Source organism: Enterobacter sp. FB (assembly GCF_000805795.1).
In the GTDB taxonomy this organism is placed as follows: Bacteria; Pseudomonadota; Gammaproteobacteria; order Enterobacterales; family Enterobacteriaceae; genus Enterobacter; species Enterobacter roggenkampii.
Window position 1 is genome coordinate 962,215 of sequence record NZ_JSZC01000013.1, and the last position, 25,300, is coordinate 987,514.

Here is a 25,300-nt window from a genome sequence, read left to right on the forward strand (position 1 = left end):
CCTCACTTTTTAGCAGACGGGAGATAACGGGAAAACAGCCGGCGGGTGACCAACGGCAATAACCCCAGTAGTGTAAAGGCGAATAGCATGCCCAGCGACAAAATATCGCGTAGCGAGGTCACTTTTCCCAGCTCGCGCCCGGCGTTGAGAAAGACCACCGTTGCGGGCAGCATGGCGAGCTGGCTGACCCACCAGTAGCGAAATACTCTCATGCGGGTCAGCCCCATCAGCAAATTCACCAGAAAAAACGGGAACAGCGGCATCAGGCGCAGGGCAAAAAGAAAGTTCGCGCCGTCGCGCGCCATGCCGGTATTCACCGTACTCATCTGCCGGGCAAACCGCCGTTGCACCCAGTCGCGCAAAAGATAGCGGCTGGCGAGCATCGCCAGCGTGGCCCCAAGCGTGGAGGCAAACGAGACCAGCACAGTGCCTTCCCACAGGCTAAACAACGTCCCGCCCAGCAGGGTCAGGATCGCCGCGCCGGGGATCGAGAGGGCGGAGACCGCCACATAGACCGCAAAGAAGATCAGCGCGCTGCGCAGCGGCGAGTGGTCGACATAGGAGAGTAATGCCTGCTGGTGCGTTTTAATCTCTTCCAGGGAGAGGGTTCTCGGCGGAAGCATGATAAACGCCAGAATAAAGGCGCCCAGAAGGGCGCACAGGAAGAGTGTTTTTGAAAGGTTCACGCGTCATTACAGCTTGAATTTAGCCCACACCGGCGCGTGGTCAGACGGTTTTTCCATGCTGCGGATGTCGTAGTCGATCCCGGTTTCGATGCAGCGCTCGGCCAGCGGGGAACTGGCCAGCAGCAGATCGATACGCAGGCCGCGGTTGTCGTCAAAGCCTTTAGAGCGATAGTCAAACCAGGAGAAGCGATCCTGCGTTTCCGGGTTGGCATTGCGGAAGGTATCCACCAGGCCCCAGCCCAGCAGGCGCTCCATCCACTCACGCTCTTCCGGCAGGAAGGAGCATTTGCCGGTGCGCAGCCAGCGTTTGCGGTTCTCTTCGCCAATACCGATATCGAGATCCGTCGGGCTGATATTCATGTCGCCCATGATCAGCACCGGATTCTCTTTTTTGAGTTCGGTGGTCAGGTAGTCCTGTAGATCCTGATAAAACTTCGCTTTCGCCGGGAATTTGGTTTCATGGTCACGGCTCTCACCCTGCGGGAAATAGCCGTTGATGACCGTGATATTGCCGATCGCAGAAGGGACTTCCGCCATGATAATACGACGCTGCGCTTCTTCACCGTCGCCCGGGAAGCCGCGACGCACGGAAACCGGCGGCGCTTTGGTGAGCAGCGCGACGCCATAGTGACCTTTCTGGCCGTGATAAAAGACGTTGTAGCCGAGTTTCGCCACCTCTTCGAGGGGGAACATGTCGTCGTGAACCTTTGTCTCCTGCAGGCCGATCACATCTGGCTGATGTTGCTCAACGATAGCTTCAAGCTGATGAGGGCGGGCACGCAGGCCGTTGATATTAAAAGAGACAAATTTCATAGTCGCTGCCAGTGCAAGGTGAATAGTGCAAGGATGGTAGCAGAATTTGCGTCAACTGTTACCGGCTTCGACCAATAACTGCAACAGATAATGCCGGTGGTGCAATATTTGCACCATTCTGACGCGCTTCGCCCCCAAACAGGGCGTAAATGGCCGATAAATTTCGCGAGCGATCACAATTCCAGAATTATATTTGGCCTGTGCATACTCTTTCTGATTTTCATGCGGCAAAGCGCCGCTTGTCGTAAAAATATTCACTTTTTATGCACTAACAGTGAATAACTCCATATTGTAACTCATTGATATTCTGTTACCTCAACCCGTTTATGCATTTTTATCGCTGGCTGGCACGAAGGCTGCAATCTACATTCACAGTGCAAACACTCAATTATTTAACATTCAAATAACCTTTTATTTACCGGATGAGGTCGCTATGTCTCTGTCAATTACGCGTGAAAATTTCGATGAATGGATGATGCCGGTTTACGCTCCGGCGGCTTTTATTCCGGTTCGTGGGGAAGGCTCGCGCCTGTGGGATCAGCAGGGTAAAGAGTATATCGACTTTGCAGGTGGGATTGCGGTGAACGCGCTGGGTCATGCGCACCCGGCGCTGCGTCAGGCGCTGAACGATCAGGCGGCGAAGTTCTGGCATACCGGCAACGGCTTCACCAACGAGCCTGCGCTGCGCCTGGCCAAAAAACTGATCGACGCGACGTTTGCCGAAAAAGTCTTTTTCTGTAACTCGGGGGCGGAAGCCAACGAAGCGGCGCTGAAGCTGGCGCGCAAATATGCACACGATAAGTTTGGTACCCACAAGAGCGGTATCGTGGCGTTTAAAAATGCCTTCCACGGACGCACGCTCTTTACCGTCAGCGCGGGTGGCCAGCCTTCCTACTCGCAGGATTTCGCACCGCTGCCGCCGGATATCCGTCACGGTATTTATAACGATCTGCAGTCTGCCAGCGAGCTGATTAACGACACCACCTGTGCGGTGATCGTCGAGCCGATGCAGGGTGAGGGTGGCGTGCTTCCGGCGCAAAAGGAATTCCTGCAGGGGCTGCGCGAGCTGTGCGATCGTCATAACGCGGTGCTGATTTTCGACGAAGTGCAGACCGGCGTGGGCCGCACCGGCGAGCTGTATGCCTATATGCACTACGGCGTCACGCCGGATGTGCTGTCGACCGCCAAAGCGCTGGGCGGCGGCTTCCCGATTGGCGCGACGCTGACCACCGAGAAATTCGCCAGCGTGATGACCGTCGGCACCCACGGCACCACCTACGGCGGCAACCCGCTGGCCACTGCCGTTGCCGGACAGGTGCTCGACATCATTAATACCCCTGAGGTGCTGAAGGGCGTTAAGCAGCGCCACGACTGGTTTGTTGAGCGCCTGAATGCCATCAACGGCAAGGTTGGCCTGTTTAAAGAAATTCGTGGCCTGGGGCTGTTAATCGGCTGCGAGCTCACCGCTGAGTTTGCCGGAAAAGCTAAACTTATTTCACAGTCAGCGGCAAAAGTCGGCGTGATGGTGCTGATTGCCGGTGCCAACGTCGTGCGTTTTGCTCCCGCGCTGATTGTCAGCGAGGAAGAGGTGCAAACCGGTCTGGACCGCTTTGCGCTGGCGTGTGAAAAGGTGAAATCCGGGGTGTCATCATGATGGTCATCCGTCCCGTTGAGCGCGGCGATCTCGCCGGGCTCATGCAGCTTGCCGGTAAGACGGGAGGCGGGCTGACCTCGCTTCCTGCTGATGAAAAAACGCTGTCGGCGCGCATTGAGCGCGCCCTTCAAACCTGGCAGGGGACGTTGCCAAAAAGCGAACAGGGGTATGTGTTCGTGCTGGAAGACACCGACACGGGGACCGTGGCCGGGATCTGCGCCATCGAAGTGGCCGTCGGGCTTAACGACCCGTGGTACAACTACCGCGTCGGCACCATGGTTCATGCCTCGAAAGAGCTGAACGTCTATAACGCGCTGCCGACGCTGTTCCTCTGCAATGACCACACGGGCGCCAGCGAGCTTTGCACGCTGTTCCTCGACCCGGCGTGGCGCAAGGAGGGCAACGGCTATCTGCTCTCCAAATCGCGCTTTATGTTTATGGCCGCCTTCCGCGATCGCTTTAACGAAAAGGTGGTTGCGGAGATGCGCGGCGTGATCGACGACACCGGCTATTCACCGTTCTGGGAGAGCCTGGGCGAGCGCTTCTTCTCTATGGAGTTCAGCCGGGCGGACTATCTCTGCGGCACGGGTCAGAAAGCCTTTATTGCCGAACTGATGCCGAAGCATCCTATCTATACCCATTTCCTCAGCCCGGAAGCGCAGGCGGTGATCGGTGAAGTGCATCCGCAAACCGCGCCTGCCCGCGCGGTGCTGGAGAAAGAAGGGTTCCGCTACCGCAACTATGTCGACATCTTTGACGGTGGGCCTACGCTTGAGTGCGATATCGACCGCGTGCGCGCGATCCGTAAGAGCCGGCTGGTTGAGGTCTCTGAAGGCCAGCCCGCGCCGGGCGACTGGCCGGCATGCCTGGTGGCGAACGAAAATTACGCCAACTTCCGTGCGATGCTGGTGCGGACCAACCCGAAATGTGAACGTCTGGTGCTGACGGCTGCAGAACTGGATGCCCTGAAATGTAACGCCGGCGATAAGGTTCGCCTGGTGCGTCTCTGCCCTGAGGAGAAAACAGCATGACATTATGGATTAACGGTGACTGGGTCACGGGCGAAGGCGAACAGCGCGTAAAGACCAATCCGGTAGGAAAAGAGGTGCTCTGGAAGGGGAACGACGCCAGCGCCGCGCAGGTGGAACAAGCCTGCCATGCCGCTCGCCGCGCGTTCCCGGCGTGGGCAAAACAGCCTTTCGCCGTGCGCCAGGCGCTTGTTGAAAAGTTTGCCGGGCTGCTGGAGGCAAATAAGGCCGAACTGACGCGCATCATCGCGTCTGAAACCAGTAAACCGCGCTGGGAAGCGGCAACCGAAGTGACGGCGATGATCAACAAAGTCGCCATTTCGGTGAAGGCGTACCACACCCGCACCGGCGAACAGCACACCGAGATGCCGGACGGCGCGGCCACGCTGCGCCACCGTCCGCACGGCGTGCTGGCGGTGTTTGGTCCGTACAACTTCCCGGGGCATCTGCCGAATGGCCACATTGTGCCCGCGCTGCTGGCAGGCAATACCGTGATTTTCAAGCCGAGCGAGCTCACCCCATTAACCGGCGAGGCGGTGGTTAAGCTGTGGGAACAGGCTGGCCTGCCGCCGGGCGTGCTGAACCTGGTGCAGGGCGGACGCGAAACCGGCCAGGCGCTGAGCGCGCTGAGCGATATCGACGGCCTGCTGTTTACCGGCAGCGCCGGGACGGGCTATCAGCTGCATCGCCAGCTGGCGGGGCAGCCGGAAAAAATCCTTGCTCTCGAGATGGGCGGCAACAACCCGCTGATTGTGGAAGACCCTGACGATATCGACGCCGCGGTGCACCTGACGATTCAGTCCGCCTTTATTACCGCCGGACAGCGCTGCACCTGCGCCCGCCGCCTGCTGGTGAAACGGGGCGCGCAGGGGGATGCGTTCCTCAAACGTCTGGTTGAGGTGAGCGCGCGTCTGGTACCAGCCGCGTGGGATGCCGATCCGCAGCCGTTTATCGGCGGGCTGATTTCCGAGCAGGCCGCGCTGAACGTGCTGAAGGCCTGGCAGGACCACGTCACGCGCGGCGCGAAAACCCTGCTCGAACCGAAACAGGTTCAGCCGGGTGCCTCGCTGCTGACGCCGGGCATCGTTGAGATGAGCGGCGCGAGCAACGTGCCGGATGAAGAGGTCTTTGGCCCGCTGCTGTGCGTCTGGCGCTATGACGATTTTGACGACGCCATCGCAATGGCCAATAAGACCCGCTATGGTCTGTCGAGTGGGCTGATTTCGCCGCATCGCGAGAAGTTTGACCAACTGCTGCTGGAAGCACGCGCCGGGATTGTGAACTGGAATAAACCGCTCACCGGGGCCGCGAGCACCGCGCCGTTCGGCGGCGTGGGCGCGTCGGGGAACCATCGCGCCAGTGCGTGGTATGCCGCCGATTACTGTGCCTGGCCGATGGCGAGCCTGGAAACCCCGGCGCTGACGCTGCCGGAAACGCTTAATCCGGGGCTGGACTTTACCGGAGGGGACCGTCATGAAAGCGCGTGAAGTCAACTTTGACGGGCTGGTGGGGCTGACCCACCACTATGCCGGTCTCTCTTTTGGTAATGAAGCCTCCACGAAGCACCGTTTTCAGGTCTCCAACCCGAAGCTGGCGGCGAAGCAGGGGCTGCTGAAGATGAAAGCGCTGGCGGATGCCGGTTTCCCGCAGGCGGTGATCCCGCCGCAGGAGCGTCCGAACGTGGCGGTACTGCGTCAGCTCGGCTTTAGCGGTACCGATGAGCAGGTGGTCGAAAAAGCGGGGACGCAGACGCCGCACCTGCTCTCGGCGGCAAGCTCCGCCTCTTCGATGTGGGTCGCCAACGCGGCCACCGTCGCGCCGTCAGCCGATACGCTGGATGGCAAAGTCCACCTGACGGTAGCGAACCTGAATAACAAGTTTCACCGCGCCACCGAAGCGGAAACCACCGAGCGCGTGCTGCGCGCCATTTTCAACCAGGACGCCCATTTCGCGGTGCATCAGGCCCTGCCGCAGGTGGCGATGTTTGGCGACGAAGGCGCAGCCAACCATAACCGCCTGGGGGGCGATTATGGCGAGCCGGGTGTGCAGCTGTTTATTTACGGGCGAGAAGAGGGGGGCCACGTCGCGCCAACCCGTTATCCTGCCCGTCAGACGCTGGCGGCCAGCCAGGCGGTTGCCCGCCTGAACCAGGTGAATCCTTCCCAGGTGATTTTTGCCCAGCAGAACCCGCATGTGATCGACCAGGGCGTGTTCCACAACGACGTGATTGCCGTTTCTAACCGCCAGGTGCTGTTCTGCCACGAGCAGGCGTTTGCCCATCAGGAAAAGCTGCTCGCCACGCTGCATGAGCGCGTGCGCGGCTTCACGCCTGTCCAGGTGCCAACGGAGGCGGTGAGCGTGCAGGACGCGGTTGAAACGTATCTGTTCAATAGCCAGCTGCTCAGCCGCGATGACGGCAGCATGATGCTGGTCCTGCCGCAGGAGTCCCGGGATCATCAGGGCGTATGGCGCTACCTGACCGAGCTGGTGAAGGCGGATAACCCGATTGACGAACTGCGCGTGTTTGACCTGCGTGAAAGCATGGCCAACGGCGGTGGTCCAGCCTGTTTACGTCTGCGCGTGGTCTTGACTCAGGACGAAATGCAGGCGGTTAATCCGGCGGTCATGATGAACGATACGCTCTTTACGCGCCTGAATGACTGGGTCGATCGCTACTATCGCGACCGTCTAATGCAGGCCGATCTGGTTGACCCGCAGCTTCTGCGCGAAGGTCGCGAGGCGCTGGACGCGTTGTCGACAATCCTGCAGCTGGGATCGGTTTATCCGTTCCAGCGCTAAAGGAGTGGGTATGGAAAATTTACTGGCGCTGACCCTGGCCGATGAAACGCCGGAACAGAAAGAGGGGGATGGCCCCTCATTTCGCTGGCGGTGGCTGGGGCGCGGGGTGCTTGAGCTGACGCCGACCGCAAAGAGCGATCTCTCGCTGCTGCTTTCAACAGGCATTCACGGGAATGAAACGGCGCCCGTTGAGATTGTCGATCTGCTGCTGCACGCGCTGTATCGCAATGAAATTGCCCTGAAGTGCCGCGTGCTGGTGGTGCTCGGCAATCCCCCTGCGCTGGCGCAAAACAAACGGTATCTGGTGAGCGACATTAACCGCATGTTCGGCGGGCGCTGGTCGCAGTTTCCGCAGAGTGACGAAACGGCGCGGGCGGCGTGGCTGGAGAATGTGGTGACCGCGTTCTTTGCCGCTGCGGGTCCCGTGCGCTGGCATCTGGATCTGCATACGGCCATCCGCGCGTCCTACCATGTCCGCTTCGGCGTGCTGCCGCAGCGCAATCAGCCGTGGGAGGAAGATTTCCTGAGCTGGCTGGGAGATGCCGGGCTGGAGGCGCTGGTGTTTCACCAGTCGCCGGGCGGAACCTTTACGCACTTCACCTGTGAGCACTTTGGTGCGTTGTCCTGTACGCTGGAGTTGGGGAAAGCGCTGCCGTTTGGGGAAAACGATCTCACCCGCTTTGCGCCAACGCATCTCGCCCTGCGGGCGCTGCTGGGCGGGTCGGCTCCCGAGCCTACGCACCAGACCGTTGAGCGGTACCGGGTCGTACAGCAGATCACGCGCCGCAGCGACGCCTTCCTGCTCCACATGGCCGCACACACCCTCAACTTCACCCCGTTCCGCAAAGGGGCGCTGCTGGCCGAGGATGGCGAGGAACGTTACGAGGTGCAGAAAACCACCGAGTATGTTTTATTCCCTAACCCAACCGTCGCGTTTGGCCTGCGGGCCGGGCTGATGCTGGAAAAAATATCCTGAACCTTTCCCCTCTCATCATCCGGGAGGGGAAGTTAAATACCTTTTCTTAGCAATTAAAGCGCGTGAACGTGTTTTGCAGAATATTCCTGGTGAATTGCTTTATTATTCACCTTCACTCCGTTATACTTTTGCTAAATCGCTTTAAAATCATCGTATTGAATATTTTTGGTTGCAACTCTCCACGCTTTATCCTTATTTCCTCCACATTTGGCGAAAATTTGTTTTTTACACTTTCATTGTTTTACCGTTGCTCTGACTAATTGACGATAAACCCCGTAAAGTTAATCTCGTCAACACGGCATAGCGCCGAAGAATAACTGAAAGAAAGGAAATAAATTATGCGTAAGTTTACTGCACTGTTTGTTGCTTCTACCCTGGCTCTGGGCGCTACCAGCATGGCGTTCGCCGCAGATACTGCGGCCACCACCGCTGCCGCGCCTGCTGAAGGCAAAATGATGATGCATCATAAAGGCCCGGGTATGCACAACGAGATGATGATGTTTAAGGATCTCAACCTGACGGATGCGCAGAAACAGCAGATCCGCGATATCCGGAAAAGCGAACGCGACCAGATGAAACGTCCGCCGATGGAAGAGCGTCGTGCCATGCATGACATCATCGCCAGCGACAGCTTCGACAAGGCGAAAGCCGAAGCGCAGATCGACAAAATGGCCGAGCAGCACAAAGCCCGTATGCTGGCTCACCTGGAAACCCAGAACAAGATCTACAACATTCTGACCCCGGAACAGAAAAAACAATTTAATGCGAATTTTGAGAAGCGTCTGACAGAACGTCCGGCGATGGAAGGTAAAATGCCAGCACCAACCGAATAATCGGTTCACTCTCTTAAGACCGCCGGGATCCTGTCCACAAAAGCGCAATCGCTGTGGACAGGACCGGCGGTTTTTCTTTCCTGCCCTCTTGTCTGCCGCCGCCAGCGCGGTATGCTCCTGTAGTCGCATCAGAGAATGTTTGTAGAGTCATGGCGTTAGAATTTTTATTAACGTTCCGCTAAGGCCTGCCCGCTCTGCTGCCGATACTGTGTTGTGAATACCTAACGATAACAAACAAGACAGCAACGATAGCAATATCCTTGCCCTGGCACGGGTTGTGCCATTCAGGAGTGGTGATGGAGTTCTTTGATATCCGTAAGATGCCGGTCAGCCTCTGGCGCAATGGTGCGGGTGAAACGCGTGAGATTTGTTGTTTCCCTCCCGCAACGCGCGATTTTCACTGGCGCGCCAGTATCGCAACTATCGCCAGCAACGGCGAATTTTCCTCTTTTCCCGGCGTCGATCGGGTAATTACCTTGCTGGAAGGCGGGGAGGTGACGCTGGATGCCGGTCAGGCGTTCTTCCATACCCTGAAGCACCATCAGCCCTACAGCTTTGCCGGCGACCTGCCGGTGAAAGCGCTGCTGTCCGATGGGCGGATGGCGATGGACTTCAACATCATGACCCGTCGCGACTGCTGCCGGGCGAAGGTGCGCGTGGCTGACCGTACCTTTACCACCTTTGGCACACGCGGGGGCGTGGTGTTTGTGTTAAGCGGGGCGTGGCAGCTGGGTGATAAATTGCTGACGGCCGATCAGGGCGCCAGCTGGGAGGAGGGTACCCATACGCTGCGTCTGCTGGAGGCTCAGGGTACCTTATTGTTCAGCGAAATCACGTGGCTGCCAGGCCATTGAGCTCAATGATTTCAAACTTACCGGCCAGGACAGGTTTACAGAGAATTTTGTAGCCATCGTGGTCAAATCCGGCGGGCGTGCGCAGCAGGGTTGCCGCGTCGTTGATATCTTCGACAGCGCCCAGCCAGAGCCAGTTATTGACGATGTGATATTGGGTCATCGCGTCACCCACTTCTTTTAGCGCAACGGCGCTTTCCCAGGGCCAGCACTTCACGCTGATGGCCGCCAGACCGGCGAGGAGCCGGGCGTGGTGCGCCTCAACGCTCTCTTTCCCACAGCAGGCACCGGCACAGCGCTTCAGCGCGGATCGAAAACAGGCGCGTCCGCGCGTGGTCGCCTCCAGGCCCAAAAGGCTGTAGCAAAGCTGGAGCTCGTCCGCCAGCGTCTGCAGCGCCTGAAGTGCCGCACGTTTATTGGCGAACAGTCCATAGAGATTCGGGGCATGAGAAAAATCGACGTCGCGCGCGTAGACGACCTGCGGCTTGCCTTCGTTGATCTGCAGGGAGCAGAGCTGACGGTTGCGGCGCAGGCGCTTGTTGAACAGCGGCTGCTGCTCTTTAATCAAACGCGCTTCCAGCAATAGCGCACCCATTTCTCCTGCCGTCTGGAACCAGGTAATGCGTCGCGACTGGCGCAGCATGGCGGCCTCGTCCGGGGTACGCAGATGGGATAACACCCGACTGCGAATGTTAACGCTCTTGCCGATGTAGAGCGGCAGGGTGTCGCTTTCGCCGTGAAAGATGTACACGCCCGGCTGTTTAGGCAATGCTTCAAGCCAGGGGCGAAGGTGCTCGGGATATTCGTAGATAGCCGCCGCTTCAAACTCAAGACGCGGGGCGGATTGACGCCTGCTCACATACTGCTCCATATACTGTTCAGGTATACAGTGTAGCAGGAGTGTGGTGGTTAAAAAAGAGCCGGGTGGCGGCGACGCCTTACCCGGCCTACAAAACGGGGTTACCGTTTTGCATTTATTTCCAGAAGTCGTCAAACACCGTAATCGGTGGGCGACGCTTGTGCTCGGTTTTCAGATACCAGCCTTCGATGATCTTCGCGGTGCCTTCATCCAGCTTTTTGCCTTCCAGATAATCATCAATGTTGTCGTAGGTGACGCCAAGGGCCGCTTCATCCGGCAGGGAAGGGCGATCGTCTTCAAGGTCAGCTGTCGGCGCTTTCTTATACAGATGCTCAGGGCAGCCCAGCGCGGCCAGCAGCTGCTTGCCCTGACGCTTGTTCAGGCGGAAGATCGGGTTGATGTCGGTGCCGCCGTCGCCGTACTTGGTGAAGAAGCCGGTGATCGCTTCGGCCGCATGGTCGGTGCCGACCACGACGCCTTTGGTCATCCCGGCGATGCTGTACTGCGCTTTCATGCGCTCGCGGGCTTTTTCATTGCCGCGAACGAAATCGCTCAGCTCAATGCCCGCTTCGCGTAACGCCTGCTCGCTTGCCAGCACCGAGCCTTTAATATTCACGGTCAGCACGCGGTCAGGCTGAATGAAGGCGATTGCATCCTGGCAATCCTGCTCGTCTGCCTGTACGCCGTAAGGAAGGCGCACAGCGATAAACTGCAGCGTCTCATCGCCCGTCTCTTCGCGGAGCTCTGAAATGGCCATCTGGCAGAGCTTACCGGTCAGCGTTGAATCCTGGCCGCCGCTGATGCCCAGCACCAGAGATTTCAGGAAAGAGTTCTTCTTTAAATACGCTTTTAAAAAATCCACGCTGCGGCGGATCTCTTCATGTGCATCTACCGCAGGCTTCGCGCCCAGCGCCTGGATAATCTCTTGTTGCAGAGTCATCACGCTCTCCATAAACAGAATGTGTTAACTGTTAAAACTAACCCTTTGGACGTAAAACGACAAGGATCACAGTTTCGAGTGCGCTAATTTACGCCGTTTTAGCAGGTTATCGTTGTTTTATTAGAATTTTCCGAAATTCGTCTGGCGTAACGCACAAAGTTGAACAATAGTACTTTTTATCCCATGCTTAGATAACACGCTGATAAACAAGAGGACGGAATATGAACAAGAACGTAGCAGGAATTCTTAGCGCAGCGGCGGTACTGACTATGCTGGCAGGGTGTACGGCTTACGATCGCACCAAGGATCAATTTACGCAGCCCGTAGTAAAAGATGTCAAAAAAGGGATGACCCGTTCGCAGGTCGCTGCGATTGCCGGTAAACCTTCTTCCGAAGTCACCATGATTCATGCGAAAGGGACCTGCCAGACCTACATTCTGGGTCAACGTGATGGTAAGGCAGAAACCTACTTTGTCGCCCTGGATGATACCGGTCATGTGATCAACTCCGGCTATCAGACCTGTGCTGAATACGATACTGACCCGCAGGCACCTAAGGCGTAGTCACCCTGCTTGCCTGAGGATGTTAACAAACCGGCCCTGAGGCCGGTTTTTTTATGCATCGGAAAATCTTATTTCTTTTCGCGAATTATTTGCCCGAAATGTGAGGGTAGTCAACAAGCCAGGTCAATGAGAGACAATTTGAGTCTGTTCAGAATTATCCCCTGTCTGTACCATTGCGTATACTCACTCCAACGATAAACAACAGTACGCAAACTACCTGTCTGCCGGGACAGCGAGTCGAGTGAGAACGCGACGGCAGGTAGTCATACAAGAGGGAAATTACGATGGAAAAGAAACATATCTACCTGTTCTGCTCAGCGGGCATGTCAACCTCGCTTCTGGTGTCAAAGATGCGTGCGCAGGCTGAAAAGTATGAAGTCCCTGTGGTGATCGAAGCGTTCCCGGAAACGCTGGCGGGCGAAAAAGGTCAGACAGCCGATGTTGTTTTACTGGGACCGCAAATTGCCTATATGTTGCCCGAAATTCAACGACTGTTACCCAATAAACCGGTCGAAGTGATCGACTCGGGGCTGTACGGCAAGATTGATGGTTTAGGTGTTCTTAAAGCTGCTGTGGCAGCGATTAAAAAAGCTGCTAATTAATTTTTATTTTTCCCGTCAAAGAGTTATTTCACACACAATACGCCGTAACATGCGTTACGGCATTTAAGGGTATTTTCCTATGAGTAAAGTCATCGCTTCACTTGAAAAGGTACTCCTTCCTTTTGCTGTTAAAATAGGAAAGCAGCCTCACGTTAATGCCATCAAAAACGGCTTTATTAAATTAATGCCGTTGACGCTGGCCGGGGCCATGTTCGTTTTAATTAACAACGTTTTTCTGAGCTTTGGTGAAGGTTCCTTCTTTTATTCATTAGGAATTCGGTTAGACGCTTCCACAATTGAAACCCTTAATGGTTTTAAAGCCATCGGCGGCAACGTCTATAACGGTACGTTGGGGATTATGTCGCTGATGGCGCCTTTCTTTATTGGGATGGCGCTGGCAGAAGAGCGTAAGGTGGACCCGCTGGCCGCCGGGTTATTATCCGTCGCCGCCTTTATGACAGTGACCCCGTACAGCGTCGGTGAAGCCTATGCTGTGGGCGCCAACTGGCTGGGTGGGGCTAACATCATCTCCGGTATTGTTATCGGCCTGGTGGTGGCAGAGATGTTCACCTTTATTATCCGTCGCAACTGGGTGATCCGCCTGCCGGATAGCGTACCGGCCTCCGTTTCCCGTTCATTTTCCGCGTTGATTCCAGGTTTCATTATTCTCTCTATCATGGGGATTATCGCCTGGGCGCTCTCCCACTGGGGCACAAACTTCCACCAGATCATCATGGACTCTATCTCTACGCCGCTGGCGTCAATGGGTGGCGTGGTCGGTTGGGCGTACGTAATTTTCACCTCTCTGCTGTGGTTCTTTGGCGTGCATGGTTCACTGGCACTGGCCGCGCTGGACAGCGGAATTATGACCCCGTGGGCACTGGAAAACGTTGCACTTTATCAGCAGTACGGCTCCGTTGACGCGGCGCTGGCAGCGGGTAAAACCTTCCATGTGTGGGCGAAGCCGATGCTTGACTCCTATATCTTCCTGGGCGGTACCGGGGCAACCTTGGGTCTGATCATCGCGGTCTTTATTGTCTCTCGTCGCGCAGACTACCGTCAGGTCGCGAAGCTGGCGCTGCCATCAGGCATCTTCCAGATTAACGAACCGATTCTGTTCGGTCTGCCAATCATCATGAACCCGGTCATGTTCATTCCGTTCATCCTGGTTCAGCCGCTGCTGGCCGCTATCACCCTGACGGCGTATTACATGGGCATCATTCCACCGGTCACCAACATTGCACCGTGGACCATGCCAGCGGGTCTGGGCGCCTTCTTCAACACCAACGGCAGCGTCGCAGCCTTCCTGCTGGCGATATTTAACCTCGGGATTGCCACCCTGTTGTACATGCCGTTCGTGGCGATTGCGAACAAAGCCGCCACCATCATTGATGAAGAAGAGAGCGAAGAGGATATCGCCCTCTCACTGAAATTCTAAGATTGACGGCGCGGGGAAACCCGCGCCAGCCACAAGGAGCTTAAAGATGTTAGATTTGGATAATATTGTCGCAGACGAAGCCGTCGAGAACGATCTCGAAGAAGTGGTGATGGGGCTTATCATCAACTCCGGGCAGGCCCGCAGCCTGGCCTACGCCGCGCTGAAGCAGGCCAAGCAGGGGGATTTCGCCGCCGCGAAAACCATGATGGAACAGTCCCGCACGGCGCTGAACGAAGCGCACCTGGTGCAGACAAAGCTGATTGAAAGCGATCAGGGCGAAGGGAAGATGAAGGTCAGCCTGGTGCTGGTCCACGCGCAGGATCACCTGATGACCTCGATGCTGGCACGCGAGCTGGTGGCGGAGCTTATTGAGCTTCACGAGAAGATGCAGTAAGTCAGACTGAGTAGCAGGAGGTCAGCACGATGGAAATTAAAACCGCACTTGAACAGCAGCTGTTTAATGGCAAAAATTTTCACGTGGTTATCTACAACAAGACGGAGAGCGCCAGCGGTCTGCATCAGCATGACTACTACGAGTTCACGATTGTTCTGACCGGCCGCTACTACCAGGAGATCAACGGTAAGCGCGTTCTGCTTGAACGAGGGGATTTTGTCTTCCTGCCGATGGGGTCTTATCACCAGAGCTTTTACGAATTTGGTGCCACCCGCATTCTGAATGTGGGCGTCAGCAGACGTTTCTTCGAGAAGCACTATCTGCCGCTGGCGCCGTTCTGCTTTGTGGCCTCCCAGGTTTATCGCGTCAAAAACGAGTTCATGACCTGGATTGAAACGGTTATCGCCTCGCTTAACTTCCGCGACAATGAATTTGATGAGTTTATTGAAACGGTGACCTTCTACGTGATGAACCGGCTGCGCCATCATCGTGAAGAGCAGCAGGTGACGGATGATATTCCGCAATGGCTGCGCAGCACCGTTGAGCTGATGCACGATAAAAGCCAGTTCAGCGAAAATGCGCTGGAAAATATGGTCTCCCTGTCGGGCAAATCCCAGGAATATCTGACCCGCGCGACGCAGCGTTATTACCGTAAAACGCCCGTGCAAATTATTAATGAAATCCGCATTAATTTTGCTAAAAAACAGCTGGAAATTACCAACTATTCTGTTACCGATATTGCATACGAGTCAGGATACAGCAGCCCCAGCCTGTTTATTAAAACCTTTAAGAAATTGACGTCATTCACACCGAACAGTTACCGGAAAAATTTGACGGTAATTAATTAACTGTCGGCGGATTACCCGCCACGAATATTGCTTTAATGGCTTGCCCAAATAGCGGGAAGAGCACGCTATACCTTGCAGGCGATTAACCTGATACGCTAAGGGAGATATTATGCAGAAGAAATTAAAAGTCGTAACCATTGGTGGCGGCAGCAGCTATACCCCGGAATTACTCGAAGGTTTCCTGAAACGTTATCATGAATTACCGGTCAGCGAATTATGGCTGGTAGACGTTGAGGAAGGTCAGGAGAAGCTGAATATTATTTTCGACCTGTGCAAGCGCATGGTGGAAAAAGCAGGCGTGCCTCTGACCGTGCATAAAACCCTCGATCGTCGTCTGGCGCTGAAAGATGCGGATTTTGTCACCACCCAGCTGCGCGTCGGCCAGCTGAAGGCGCGTGAGCTGGACGAGCGTATTCCCCTGAGCCACGGGTATCTGGGGCAGGAGACCAACGGCGCGGGCGGCCTGTTTAAAGGCCTGCGCACCATCCCGGTGATTTTCGACATCGTCAAAGACGTGCAGGAGATCTGCCCGAACGCGTGGGTCATTAACTTCACCAACCCGGCCGGTATGGTGACCGAGGCGGTCTATCGTCATACGAACTTCAAGCGCTTTATCGGCGTCTGTAATATTCCGATCGGCATGAAGATGTTCATCCGCGACGTGCTGGCGCTGACCGACAACGACGATCTCTCCATCGATCTGTTCGGCCTGAACCACATGGTGTTTATTAAAGATGTCATCGTGAACGGAGAATCGCGCTTTGCCGAGCTCCTCGACGGCGTAGCCTCCGGTCGTCTGACGGCGGCATCGGTGAAAAACATCTTTGACCTGCCGTTCAGCGAAGGGCTGATCCGCTCGCTGAATCTGCTGCCTTGCTCGTACCTGCTTTACTACTTCAAGCAGAAAGAGATGCTGGCCATCGAAATGGGCGAGTATTATAAGGGCGGCGCGCGTGCGCAGATCGTTCAGAAGGTCGAAAAGCAGCTGTTCGATTTGTATAAAGACCCGAACCTGAACGTCAAACCGAAAGAGCTGGAGCAGCGCGGCGGGGCCTATTACTCCGATGCGGCGTGTGAAGTGATCAACGCCATCTACAACGATAAGCAGGCGGAGCACTATGTTAACGTCCCGCATCACGGCCATGTCGACAATATTCCGGCTGACTGGGCCGTTGAAATGACCTGCATCCTGGGGCGCGAGGGGGCTAAACCGCATCCGCGTATCACCCACTTCGATGACAAGGTCATGGGGCTGATTCATACCATCAAAGGCTTTGAAGTGGCAGCAAGCAACGCGGCGCTGAGCGGGGAGCTCAATGACGTGCTGCTGGCCCTGAACCTCAGCCCGCTGGTGCATTCTGACCGCGACGCGGAGCAGCTGGCCAGCGAGATGATCCTGGCGCATGAAAAGTGGTTGCCGAACTTTGTCGCCACGATCGAGAAGCTGAAGTTCAAACAGCAATAAGAGGACGCACAATGGAAAACCTGCTGATCGTTAATGCTGATGATTTTGGCCTCTCGAAAGGCCAGAACTACGGCATTATTGAAGCCTGTCGCCGGGGGGTTGTGACCTCTACAACGGCGCTGGTAAATGGTGAGGCGGTTGAACACGCGGCGCAGCTGAGCCGCGAGGTGCCAGAGCTGGGCGTCGGCATGCATTTTGTGCTGACGCTCGGGATGCCGCTTTCGCCAATGCCGGGCCTGACGCGCGACGGCCAGCTGGGTAAATGGATTTGGGAACGGGCGGAGCAGGGTGCTCTGCCGCTCGAAGAGATTGCCCGCGAGCTGGAGTGCCAGTTCAACCGCTTCGTTGATGTGTTTGGTAAAGCGCCGACGCATATCGACAGCCATCACCACGTGCATATGATCCCGACAATTTTCCCTGTTGTCGCCGGGTTTGCGCAGCGCAAAGGCGTGGCGATGCGCGTGGATCGCGAGGTGCACGGATTGCCGGACTGCGCTTTTACATCCACTGAGGGGTTCAGCAGCGCGTTTTACGGAGAAGCGATCAGCGAAGCGCTGTTCCTGAAGGTGCTGGATGATTCCGCTGCCCGCGGGGAAACCTCGGTGGAAGTGATGGCGCATCCTGCCTTTGTCGATAACACCGTGCGTAAAAGCGCCTACTGCTGGCCGCGGCTGGCGGAGCTGGACGTGCTGACGTCGGCCTCGCTGAAATACGCGATTGCCGAGCGCGGGTACCGGTTGGGGACTTTTGGGGATCTTTGAGATAAAGCCCGGTGGCGGCTTCGCCTTACCGGGCCTACAAAAGCAATCGACATGCAAGCCGGGTAAGCGTAAGCGCCACCCGGCTTTTTTCACGCCGGAATCTGATCGACCTTGCTGCTTCGCGACCAGACGCGGTGCGCGGCGAGCAAATCAAACAGCTTCGTCATGAAGGCATCGTCAATGTTATCTCCCTCGACAATGCCGTCCTCACCCTGATCGGCCACCTTCAGCTGCGCTTTAAACTGTCGCGCATCGCCGGACAGCGCGATCGGTTTCAGGTGCTTATAGGCTTCCAGCAGATAATAGACGGCGTCGCCGTTGGTCAGCAGACTGGCAAGATCTCCGCCCGGCACAATCACCGCATCGACGGTGAGCGATGGCGCACCGGCAAAGGTCGCCGCGACCGGCAGCACAGAGCCATCGTCGGCCGTCACTTCACCCATGCGGGAATAGAGCAGTTTGGCATGCACGCCCTGGGTTTTTAGCGCCTGCATGATCCCCAGCACGTCGCTGGCGCGGGTTTTGTCGTTAAGCAGAATGGCAACCACGCGGCCTTTAATCGAGCCGCCCAGCACTGCATACAGGCTCAGCGACGGATCTTTCTTCACGCCGTTAACCTCTTTCGGCGGAGCGAGGTTACGCTGCTCGTCGGTCAGCGTAATGCCCAGGTTATCCGCAACGCTCTGGGCAAGCTGAACATCAATATGCGCCAGCTGATCGACCACGCGCTCGCGGATGTAGGTGCGCACCACTTTACTCAGCTCAAAGCTGAAGCCGCCGATGATGTGCTGTTGCTCAATCGGCGTCTGGCTGTTCCAGAACAGGCGAGGGTGGGCGTAATACTCGCCGAACGAGGGGCTGCGCTCGCGAATTTTATTGCCATCGATACGCTCCTGATAGGATTCGAATCCACCGCGTTTCGGTCCGGGAGGCGTTTCACGCGGCCAGTTATCGTTGATGGAGTTCGGCTCATAGTTTGCCGGGTTGGTATCAATATCCTGACGGTGCATCCCGTCGCGCTGGAAGTTGTGGTACGGGCAGGTTGGGCGGTTAATCGGAATTTCGTGGAAGTTCGGCCCGCCAAGACGGCTGATCTGCGTATCGGTATAGGAGAACAGGCGTCCCTGCAGGAGCGGATCGTTGGTGAAGTCCAGCCCCGGCACGATATGCCCCGGGTGGAACGCGGCCTGCTCGTTTTCGGCAAAGAAGTTATCCGGGTTGCGGTTGAGCACCATTTTACCCACCAGCTGCACCGGTACCAGCTCTTCCGGGATCAGCTTCGTCGGGTCCAGAAGGTCGAAATCGAACTTAAATTCGTCCTCTTCCGGGATGAGCTGCAGGCCGAGCTCGTATTCCGGGAAGTCGCCCGCTTCAATGGATTCCCAGAGCTCGCGGCGATGGAAGTCCGGATCGCGCCCGGTCAGCTTCTGCGCCTCGTCCCACACCAGCGAGGCTTTACCCGCCACCGGCTTCCAGTGGAAACGGACAAACGTGGCTTTCCCCTCGGCATTGATCAGACGGAAGGTATGGATGCCGAACCCCTCCATGGTGCGGTAGCTGCGGGGGATCCCGCGGTCTGACATCGCCCACATCACGTTGTGTAAGGTTTCAGGCTGCAGGGAGACATAGTCCCAGAAGGTGTCATGCGCACTTTGTCCCTGCGGTATGGCCCAGTGGGGCTCCGGTTTTACCGCATGGACAAAGTCAGGAAATTTATGCGCGTCCTGAATGAAAAACACCGGCGTGTTATTGCCGACCAGATCGAAAATCCCCTCTTCGGTATAAAACTTGGTGGCAAAGCCGCGGATATCCCGGACGGTGTCTGCCGAACCTGCGCCGCCCTGCACGGTGGAGAAACGCACAAATACCGGGGTAATTTTATCCGGGTCGGAGAGGAAGTCCGCTTTGGTGATCGCCTTCAGGCTCTTGTAGGGCTGAAAGTAGCCGTGCGCAGCGGAACCGCGTGCGTGGACGATGCGTTCCGGTATCCGCTCGTGGTCAAAATGGGTGATTTTTTCCCGCAGAATGAAGTCTTCCAGCAGGGTTGGCCCGCGCGAGCCTGCGCGAAGTGAGTTCTGATCGTCAGCAATGCGCACGCCCTGATTGGTGGTGAGCGCAAAACCTTCGCCGCCTTTACGGTGTGGCTCAAGCGATTTCAGCTTGTCGTTTCCCGTATCCGGGGATTTCATGCTTCCCGGTGCGGTAGGCTGTTCGCCTGGTGCGGAAGGGCCCGGGGAGGGGCGGTGAGAGCCGTCTGCAGGGGCGAGAGAGTCCATGCCCGGTTGAGATTCTTCAGTGCCATGAATCGGTGATTGATGTGTTTTATCTTTGTTCGACATTGCACGCTTCTCCTTTATCCATTGCTAAAAACCCTATTAAGGATAGAACAATGTCGTAAGATGGCTCGCGAACTAAGAGTTTTCACATGCCATCATTAACGAAAGGAGCCATCTCACCCACTCGGAGCGCGACGGAAGGCAGCAGGATCGGCTATCATAGAATTTTCCTGCTTCAAGAATTTGCTTTAGTGAATCCGTCGCTTATGAAACCTCTTCGTCAACAAAACCGCCAGGTTATTAGCTATGTGCCCCGCGTTGAGCCCGCGCCGCCAGACCATGCCCTGAAAGTGGAGGGTTTTCGCGATGTGTGGCAGTTACGGGGGAAATACGTGGCCTTTGTGCTGATCGGCGAGCATTTCCGTCGCTCTCCCACCTTTACGGTGCCGGAGTCCGCACAGCGGTGGGCGATGCAGATCCGCCAGGATGAAGAGGTTGAAGAATAACATCCATAAAAAAACCGCCTGTTGGCGGTTTTTTTATTTCTACAGCGATTAACGATGCGCCAGTTCGGCGTCGTCTTCACTTTCCAGAATCGCTTTGTCGGTCTGCTTCAGCCACTGGCTGGTCAGCGTACCGGCGGTCATGGAGCCGCTGACGTTCAGCGCGGTACGGCCCATGTCGATCAGCGGCTCAACGGAGATCAGCAGGGCAACCAGCGTCACGGGCAGGCCCAGCGCAGGCAGCACAATCAGCGCGGCGAAGGTTGCGCCGCCGCCAACGCCCGCAACGCCTGCGGAGCTTACGGTAACAATCCCGACCAGCGTGGCGATCCAGACCGGATCCAGCGGGTTAATGCCGACTGTAGGAGCAACCATTACCGCCAGCATCGCCGGGTACAGACCCGCACAGCCGTTCTGACCAATGGTGGCACCAAAGGAGGCAGAGAAGCTGGCGATGGATTCAGGCACGCCCAGACGACGAGTCTGTGCTTCAACGTTCAGCGGAATAGACGCGGCGCTGGAACGGCTGGTGAAGGCAAAGGTCAGTACCGGCCAGACCTTACGGAAGTATTTCAGCGGGCTGACGCCGTTCACGCCCAGCAGGATGCCGTGCACCACGAACATAATGCCAAGGCCCAGGTAAGAGGCGACAACGAAGCTGCCCAGCTTAATGATGTCCTGCAGGTTAGAGCCGGCAACCACTTTGGTCATCAGCGCCAGCACGCCGTAAGGGGTGAGCTGCATGACCAGACGAACCAGCTTCATCACCCAGCTTTGCAGGGTATCAATCGCGGTCAGCACGCGTTCGCCTTTTGGCGCATCGTCTTTCAGCAGCTTCAGCGCCGCCACGCCCAGGAACGCGGCGAAAATAACCACGCTGATGATGGAGGTTGGGCTCGCACCGGTCAGGTCAGCAAACGGGTTCTTCGGAATGAAGGAGAGCACCATCTGCGGCACGGTCAGGTCAGCCACTTTACCGACGTAGTTGGTCTGAATCGCAGTCAGACGCGCCGTTTCAGCGGTCCCCTGAACCAGACCTTCTGCGGTCAGGCCAAACAGGTTAGTGACCAGCACACCCACCAGCGCGGCAATCAGCGTGGTGAACAGTAGCGTACCAATGGTCAGGAAACTGATTTTTCCCAACTGGGTCGCGTTATGCAGACGGGCAACGGCGCTCAGAATAGAGGCGAACACCAGCGGCATAACGATCATCTGCAGCAGCTGAACATAGCCGTTACCGACAATGTTGAACCACTGAATGGAATCTTTCAGTACTGGATTATCGGAGCCATAAATAGCCTGTAATGCCAGACCAAATACGACACCCATGGCCAGACCAACCAGCACCTTTTTCGCCAGGCTCCACTGTTTATGGCGCGCCTGCGCGAGAAGCAATAGCAATACAACGAACACAACGACGTTCGCGATGAGTGGAAAATTCATCCCCGTTCTCCTGATTTATTATCGGGTCGGTTTTTACCGATCCTGTTGGCGGAAGGTTAGCAGAAGTGTGATGTCGCGCTTATATCCAAATGGAATGGGTTATGACAAATGGGATAGTTTTGTTGGTTTACTGTTCAATCTGGTGATGAATAAAGCGATTGAACTGAAATTGTAGCGAATTAATCATCTGGGAAGACCAGCGGACTGCACTGTTTTCGGGCAACGTTTGCGGCATCCAGACGGCGTAAGCAAACAGCGCCATGCACAAGACGCGCTCCAGCTGGTTCCCTTTCTGCGGTGCGAGGATGGGAAAACGGAAGCGCCAGCGGCAGGGCCACAGCAGCGGTACGCCCGCGGGCGTCAGCATATCGGCCAGAATATGGCTCAGATAGCCCAGCACCATCCCCTGGATGGCATCACCGGGGACGATCCAGCTTTCGGGCACTTTTAAATAGAAAAGCGTCAGCAGGCCAAACACGGCCAGCAGGCTGTGCGTAAACCCCCGGTGGCCGAACGCGCGGGCGATGGGTTTTGACACCCACTTCAGGCGCTGACCGAGGAAGGACTTGGGATGGTCAATATCGGGCAGCAGACAGGTCAAAACGGCGGAAGGGACGATATGCCACCAGTCCCCCTGTGCCAGCACGGGGGTGAGTTCAGCGTTTTTGGCAAATACTGCGCACGCGATAGAAAAAAGCAGGTGGCCTTCCGCCGTCATGATAAAACCCATAAAACTGTCAATTCATACAGTATAGGGTTTTTATACAGTAGGCGGAAGAGGTGACGGTGTAACTGTTTGTCACAAACTGCAGGAGGGTCTTAACCGCCCCGCAGGTGATGCGCCGTGAGTTCTGCCAGTGAAATCAGCTTCGCATCGGCAAGGGCAAACCGGGGATCGTGGCGGCCTTCTTCCGCAGGCACCACAATGGAGCGCATCCGCGCGGCTTTAGACGCTATCATGCCGTTAACGGAATCTTCCAGCGCAACGCAGTTGAGGGGATCCACGCCGAGCTTAGCGGCACAGTCGAGATAGACCTGCGGGTGCGGCTTGCTGTAAGGCAATTTCTCAGCGGACGCCAGCGCGCCGAAACTGTCGCGCAGTTCAAACATGATGAGCACTTTTTCCAGCATATGCAGCGGTGACGCCGAGGCCAGGCCGACCTTGAGCCCCTGGGCTTTACACAGCGCGACGGCCTCACGTACGCCGGGCAGCAGCGGCTTGCTCTCTTCTACCAGCGAAATGGCGCGGCTGATAATGCGCGCGGTCACTTCATCACGACCCGGTCCAGCCCACGGCTGTTGGGCAAACCACAGGTCAACCACCATATCGATGCGCAGGCCCAGCGTATCGGGAAGTTCATTACGGCGGCTGATGTCCACGCCCAGGCTGGCCATGACCTCCAGTTCGGCGCGATCCCACAACGGTTCGGAATCGATCAGTAATCCATCCATGTCAAAAATTGCGGCAAGAATTTGGCGCGGTGTCGACATCACAACGTCTCCTTATCCAGGGTGTTCGACAGACAATAAGTGCTAAGCACACTCTGCAATTTAGCATATTGCTTTTAAAGAGCGGGCGAAATTGATGACCAGCAGGTAGACTTAGGCACAAATAACGCGTCTTTATGAAGAGGAACTGATGACGTATCAACAAGCTGGACGCATTGCGGTCTTAAAACGTATTGCTGGCTGGGTGATTTTTATTCCTGCCGTCATTTCTACGCTGATTTCTGTACTCAAATTTATGTACGAGCACAGCGAAAAACAGCCGGGTATCAATGCGGTTATGCTTGATTTTGCGCATGTTATGATTGAGATGATGCGTTTTAATACGCCATTCTTGAATGTCTTCTGGTTTAACTCACCCACCCCGGATTTTCAGCATCAGCTGAATATCGGCTTTTGGGTGATCTACGCCCTGATCTTTGTTGCGCTGGCGCTGCAGGCCTCTGGCGCGCGAATGAGCCGTCAGATGCGCTTCTTACGCGAGGGCGTCGAGGACCAGCTCATTCTGGAGCAGGCCAAAGGCCCGGAAGGCATGAGCCGGGAGCAGATTGAATCCCGCATTGTTGTGCCGCGCCACACCATTTTCCTGCAAATTTTTCCGCTCTATATCCTTCCCGTGATTATCATTGTGGCAGGATACTTCTTCTTCTCACTGCTCGGTTTTCTGTAACCGATACGGGTGGCGGCAAAGCCACCCGTTCGCGTCTCAGGCGGCAAGCATGCGCTCAAGCGCCCGCTGGGCGTTAACCAGGTGTTCCCCACCAAAAAGTATGGCGCGGTTCATCAGCGTATAAAGCTGATACACCGGTTGACGATCGAGGAAGCCGGGCGGCAGGGGCGAAACCGACTGATACCCGTCGTATATCTGCGGCGGTTGTTCTGGGTGCAGCGGCAGCATGGCAAGGTCGCACTCTCGGTCACCCCAGTAGCAGGCCGGGTCGAAGATATAGGGGCCGTTGGGCCCCAGCGCGCAGTTATCGGACCACAAATCACCGTGGAGCAGAGACGCCTGAGGCTGGTGGGAGGCCAGACGCTGCTGCACGTGTTCGACGATGGCATCAATATTGCCAAACTCCAGCCCTTTTTCGGCGGCAAGCTCTAGCTGCCAGCCAATGCGCTGCTCGGCAAAAAACGTCGACCAGCGACGCTGCCAGGCATTGGGCTGCGGCGTGGTGGAGAGATCGTTGTCAAAATCAAGGCCAAACTGCGGCTGGTCGCTCCACTGATGGAGGCGAGCTAGCTGCTGGCCAAGAATGAAAGCGTTATGGGCATCCAGCGGACGGGCGGGGAGATATTCCATGACCAGAAAACTGTAATCGCGGTCGCTACCGACGGCCAGAACCTGCGGGACCGTCACCGTTTTACTGCGCGACAACAGCTCCAGCTGATCGGCTTCGGCGGTAAAAATCGGAAGCAGCTCGCGTTCATCGCATTTTACGAAGAGATCGCGCCCTGCGTAGCGTAAATGCCACGCGGCGTGGATCTCTCCGCCTGGCAGTTCGTTACGCAGTTCAATTTCACCTTCACCCAGCTGCTCACTTAAAAGATGACTGATAGCCTGCCACATGTTGACTCTCCCATGTTGTCTGCCAGATCATAAAGTTAGCGCATTATTGCGGTAAAAAAATACGAACTAACGCACACCTGAGCGGTTTAATTTCATACAGGGCACTTATTGTTCTTTTTTCTGCCAGCTTTCCCAGGTGTCGACGTCAATTTCGGCTGGCTTGTCGGTCACACTTTCCACCAGGCTGGCGGCCAGCGCATGGACCTCTTCTTTATTAAGCGCGCCGATCAGGCCAAATGCCAGAGTGCCTAAATCATGAATATTGCCTTCGTCATCCGTCAGGGTGAGGAGAAAATTAGCCCGGGTGAAGGCATTGTTGAGCTCATTTAGCTCGGTAAGCGATGCTTCATGAAGGTTGACGGTTACGACATAACGAGTGATGTCACCACTGCTCATAATTCACCTCATTGTTATCATGGAAGTTTTCTTAGCATAGTCGATAGTTTGCGTTTGGCGACTCGGGGATGACGTTCCCCTCCATGCAGATGAAGGGGA

26 protein-coding genes are annotated in these 25,300 nt (G+C 56.2%); 16 read left to right on the top strand and 10 right to left on the bottom strand.

Annotated features, from left to right (window positions below):
• Nucleotides 1–2: 2 nt before the first annotated feature.
• Nucleotides 3–686, bottom strand: a complete 684-nt coding sequence (locus tag PI91_RS11480; RefSeq protein WP_039266157.1) for a TVP38/TMEM64 family protein — start codon at nucleotides 684–686, stop codon at nucleotides 3–5.
• Nucleotides 687–692: 6 nt separating this feature from the next.
• Nucleotides 693–1,499, bottom strand: coding sequence for an exodeoxyribonuclease III (gene xthA / locus PI91_RS11485; RefSeq protein WP_008500688.1), 807 nt, complete (start codon nucleotides 1,497–1,499; stop codon nucleotides 693–695).
• Between the two features lie 433 nt (nucleotides 1,500–1,932).
• Here xthA and PI91_RS11490 point away from each other — a divergent pair, with 433 nt between their 5' ends.
• From PI91_RS11490 to ves, 7 genes are all read left to right on the top strand, one after another.
• Nucleotides 1,933–3,153 carry an aspartate aminotransferase family protein gene (locus PI91_RS11490; protein ID WP_039266158.1) on the top strand — a complete coding sequence of 407 codons (1,221 nt, stop codon included), beginning with the start codon at nucleotides 1,933–1,935 and terminating at the stop codon, nucleotides 3,151–3,153.
• Nucleotides 3,150–4,184, top strand: coding sequence for an arginine N-succinyltransferase (astA, locus tag PI91_RS11495; protein WP_008500686.1), 1,035 nt, complete (start codon nucleotides 3,150–3,152; stop codon nucleotides 4,182–4,184). Before PI91_RS11490 ends, astA begins: the two co-directional genes overlap by 4 nt.
• Nucleotides 4,181–5,668: a succinylglutamate-semialdehyde dehydrogenase gene (astD, locus tag PI91_RS11500; RefSeq protein WP_032651532.1), complete on the top strand. Its 1,488-nt coding sequence runs from the start codon at nucleotides 4,181–4,183 to the stop codon at nucleotides 5,666–5,668. Before astA ends, astD begins: the two co-directional genes overlap by 4 nt.
• Nucleotides 5,655–6,980: an N-succinylarginine dihydrolase gene (astB, locus tag PI91_RS11505; RefSeq protein WP_032651535.1), complete on the top strand. Its 1,326-nt coding sequence runs from the start codon at nucleotides 5,655–5,657 to the stop codon at nucleotides 6,978–6,980. Before astD ends, astB begins: the two co-directional genes overlap by 14 nt.
• 10 nt (nucleotides 6,981–6,990) lie before the next feature.
• Nucleotides 6,991–7,956 (top strand): succinylglutamate desuccinylase, encoded by a 966-nt coding sequence (gene astE, locus PI91_RS11510; RefSeq protein ID WP_032651536.1) that lies wholly within the window; start codon nucleotides 6,991–6,993, stop codon nucleotides 7,954–7,956.
• 338 nt (nucleotides 7,957–8,294) lie between these two features.
• Complete coding sequence (gene spy / locus PI91_RS11515; RefSeq protein ID WP_032651537.1) at nucleotides 8,295–8,789, top strand: ATP-independent periplasmic protein-refolding chaperone Spy; 495 nt, start codon at nucleotides 8,295–8,297, stop codon at nucleotides 8,787–8,789.
• Between the two features lie 296 nt (nucleotides 8,790–9,085).
• Nucleotides 9,086–9,643, top strand: coding sequence for an environmental stress-induced protein Ves (gene ves, locus PI91_RS11520; RefSeq protein WP_021241069.1), 558 nt, complete (start codon nucleotides 9,086–9,088; stop codon nucleotides 9,641–9,643).
• Here ves and cho read toward each other — a convergent pair.
• Entirely contained in the window at nucleotides 9,621–10,499 is an 879-nt protein-coding gene (gene cho / locus PI91_RS11525) for an excinuclease Cho (RefSeq protein ID WP_032655410.1), read from the bottom strand. The two genes, ves and cho, sit on opposite strands and share 23 nt — an antisense overlap.
• A 115-nt stretch (nucleotides 10,500–10,614) precedes the next feature.
• Nucleotides 10,615–11,439, bottom strand: coding sequence for an ammonia-dependent NAD(+) synthetase (gene nadE / locus PI91_RS11530; protein ID WP_032651538.1), 825 nt, complete (start codon nucleotides 11,437–11,439; stop codon nucleotides 10,615–10,617).
• Nucleotides 11,440–11,660: 221 nt separating this feature from the next.
• Between nadE and osmE the strand changes: the two genes are divergently transcribed.
• From osmE to chbG, 7 genes are all read left to right on the top strand, one after another.
• Entirely contained in the window at nucleotides 11,661–12,002 is a 342-nt protein-coding gene (gene osmE, locus PI91_RS11535; RefSeq protein ID WP_008500677.1) for an osmotically-inducible lipoprotein OsmE, read from the top strand.
• A 284-nt stretch (nucleotides 12,003–12,286) separates the two neighbouring features.
• On the top strand, nucleotides 12,287–12,604 hold the full coding sequence (chbB, locus tag PI91_RS11540) for a PTS N,N'-diacetylchitobiose transporter subunit IIB (RefSeq protein ID WP_008500676.1): 318 nt from the start codon (nucleotides 12,287–12,289) through the stop codon (nucleotides 12,602–12,604).
• 79 nt (nucleotides 12,605–12,683) lie between these two features.
• Nucleotides 12,684–14,042, top strand: a complete 1,359-nt coding sequence (gene chbC, locus PI91_RS11545) for a PTS N,N'-diacetylchitobiose transporter subunit IIC (RefSeq protein ID WP_008500675.1) — start codon at nucleotides 12,684–12,686, stop codon at nucleotides 14,040–14,042.
• A gap of 46 nt (nucleotides 14,043–14,088) precedes the next feature.
• Nucleotides 14,089–14,436, top strand: a complete 348-nt coding sequence (chbA, locus tag PI91_RS11550; protein WP_021241072.1) for a PTS N,N'-diacetylchitobiose transporter subunit IIA — start codon at nucleotides 14,089–14,091, stop codon at nucleotides 14,434–14,436.
• A gap of 29 nt (nucleotides 14,437–14,465) precedes the next feature.
• On the top strand, nucleotides 14,466–15,284 hold the full coding sequence (gene chbR, locus PI91_RS11555) for a transcriptional regulator ChbR (protein WP_039266159.1): 819 nt from the start codon (nucleotides 14,466–14,468) through the stop codon (nucleotides 15,282–15,284).
• 109 nt (nucleotides 15,285–15,393) lie between these two features.
• Complete coding sequence (locus PI91_RS11560; RefSeq protein ID WP_039266160.1) at nucleotides 15,394–16,749, top strand: 6-phospho-beta-glucosidase; 1,356 nt, start codon at nucleotides 15,394–15,396, stop codon at nucleotides 16,747–16,749.
• Nucleotides 16,750–16,760: 11 nt separating this feature from the next.
• A complete protein-coding gene (chbG, locus tag PI91_RS11565; RefSeq protein ID WP_039266161.1) occupies nucleotides 16,761–17,510 on the top strand; it encodes a chitin disaccharide deacetylase in 750 nt (249 codons plus the stop codon).
• A gap of 89 nt (nucleotides 17,511–17,599) precedes the next feature.
• Here chbG and katE read toward each other — a convergent pair whose 3' ends face one another.
• Complete coding sequence (gene katE / locus PI91_RS11570) at nucleotides 17,600–19,849, bottom strand: catalase HPII (protein ID WP_039266162.1); 2,250 nt, start codon at nucleotides 19,847–19,849, stop codon at nucleotides 17,600–17,602.
• A 167-nt stretch (nucleotides 19,850–20,016) separates the two neighbouring features.
• Between katE and cedA the strand changes: the two genes are divergently transcribed.
• Nucleotides 20,017–20,292, top strand: a complete 276-nt coding sequence (cedA, locus tag PI91_RS11575) for a cell division activator CedA (RefSeq protein WP_191091794.1) — start codon at nucleotides 20,017–20,019, stop codon at nucleotides 20,290–20,292.
• A gap of 48 nt (nucleotides 20,293–20,340) precedes the next feature.
• On the opposite strand, the gene tcyP is transcribed toward cedA, so the two are convergent.
• The 3 genes from tcyP to hxpB all read right to left on the bottom strand — a co-directional run bounded on the left by tcyP (nucleotide 20,341) and on the right by hxpB (nucleotide 23,223).
• Nucleotides 20,341–21,732 carry a cystine/sulfocysteine:cation symporter gene (gene tcyP / locus PI91_RS11580; RefSeq protein WP_008500667.1) on the bottom strand — a complete coding sequence of 464 codons (1,392 nt, stop codon included), beginning with the start codon at nucleotides 21,730–21,732 and terminating at the stop codon, nucleotides 20,341–20,343.
• Between the two features lie 127 nt (nucleotides 21,733–21,859).
• A complete protein-coding gene (locus PI91_RS11585; protein ID WP_032644865.1) occupies nucleotides 21,860–22,450 on the bottom strand; it encodes a metal-dependent hydrolase in 591 nt (196 codons plus the stop codon).
• A 101-nt stretch (nucleotides 22,451–22,551) separates the two neighbouring features.
• A complete protein-coding gene (hxpB, locus tag PI91_RS11590) occupies nucleotides 22,552–23,223 on the bottom strand; it encodes a hexitol phosphatase HxpB (RefSeq protein ID WP_039266163.1) in 672 nt (223 codons plus the stop codon).
• 148 nt (nucleotides 23,224–23,371) lie between these two features.
• Between hxpB and PI91_RS11595 the strand changes: the two genes are divergently transcribed.
• A complete protein-coding gene (locus PI91_RS11595; protein ID WP_039266164.1) occupies nucleotides 23,372–23,908 on the top strand; it encodes a YniB family protein in 537 nt (178 codons plus the stop codon).
• 36 nt (nucleotides 23,909–23,944) lie between these two features.
• Here PI91_RS11595 and PI91_RS11600 read toward each other — a convergent pair whose 3' ends face one another.
• Both PI91_RS11600 and ghoS read right to left on the bottom strand, forming a co-directional pair.
• The gene (locus PI91_RS11600) at nucleotides 23,945–24,805 is read right to left on the bottom strand and encodes a fructosamine kinase family protein (protein WP_008500662.1); all 861 of its coding nucleotides are present in this window, start codon (nucleotides 24,803–24,805) and stop codon (nucleotides 23,945–23,947) included.
• Nucleotides 24,806–24,910: 105 nt separating this feature from the next.
• A complete protein-coding gene (gene ghoS / locus PI91_RS11605) occupies nucleotides 24,911–25,201 on the bottom strand; it encodes a type V toxin-antitoxin system endoribonuclease antitoxin GhoS (RefSeq protein WP_008500661.1) in 291 nt (96 codons plus the stop codon).
• Nucleotides 25,202–25,300: the final 99 nt, after the last annotated feature.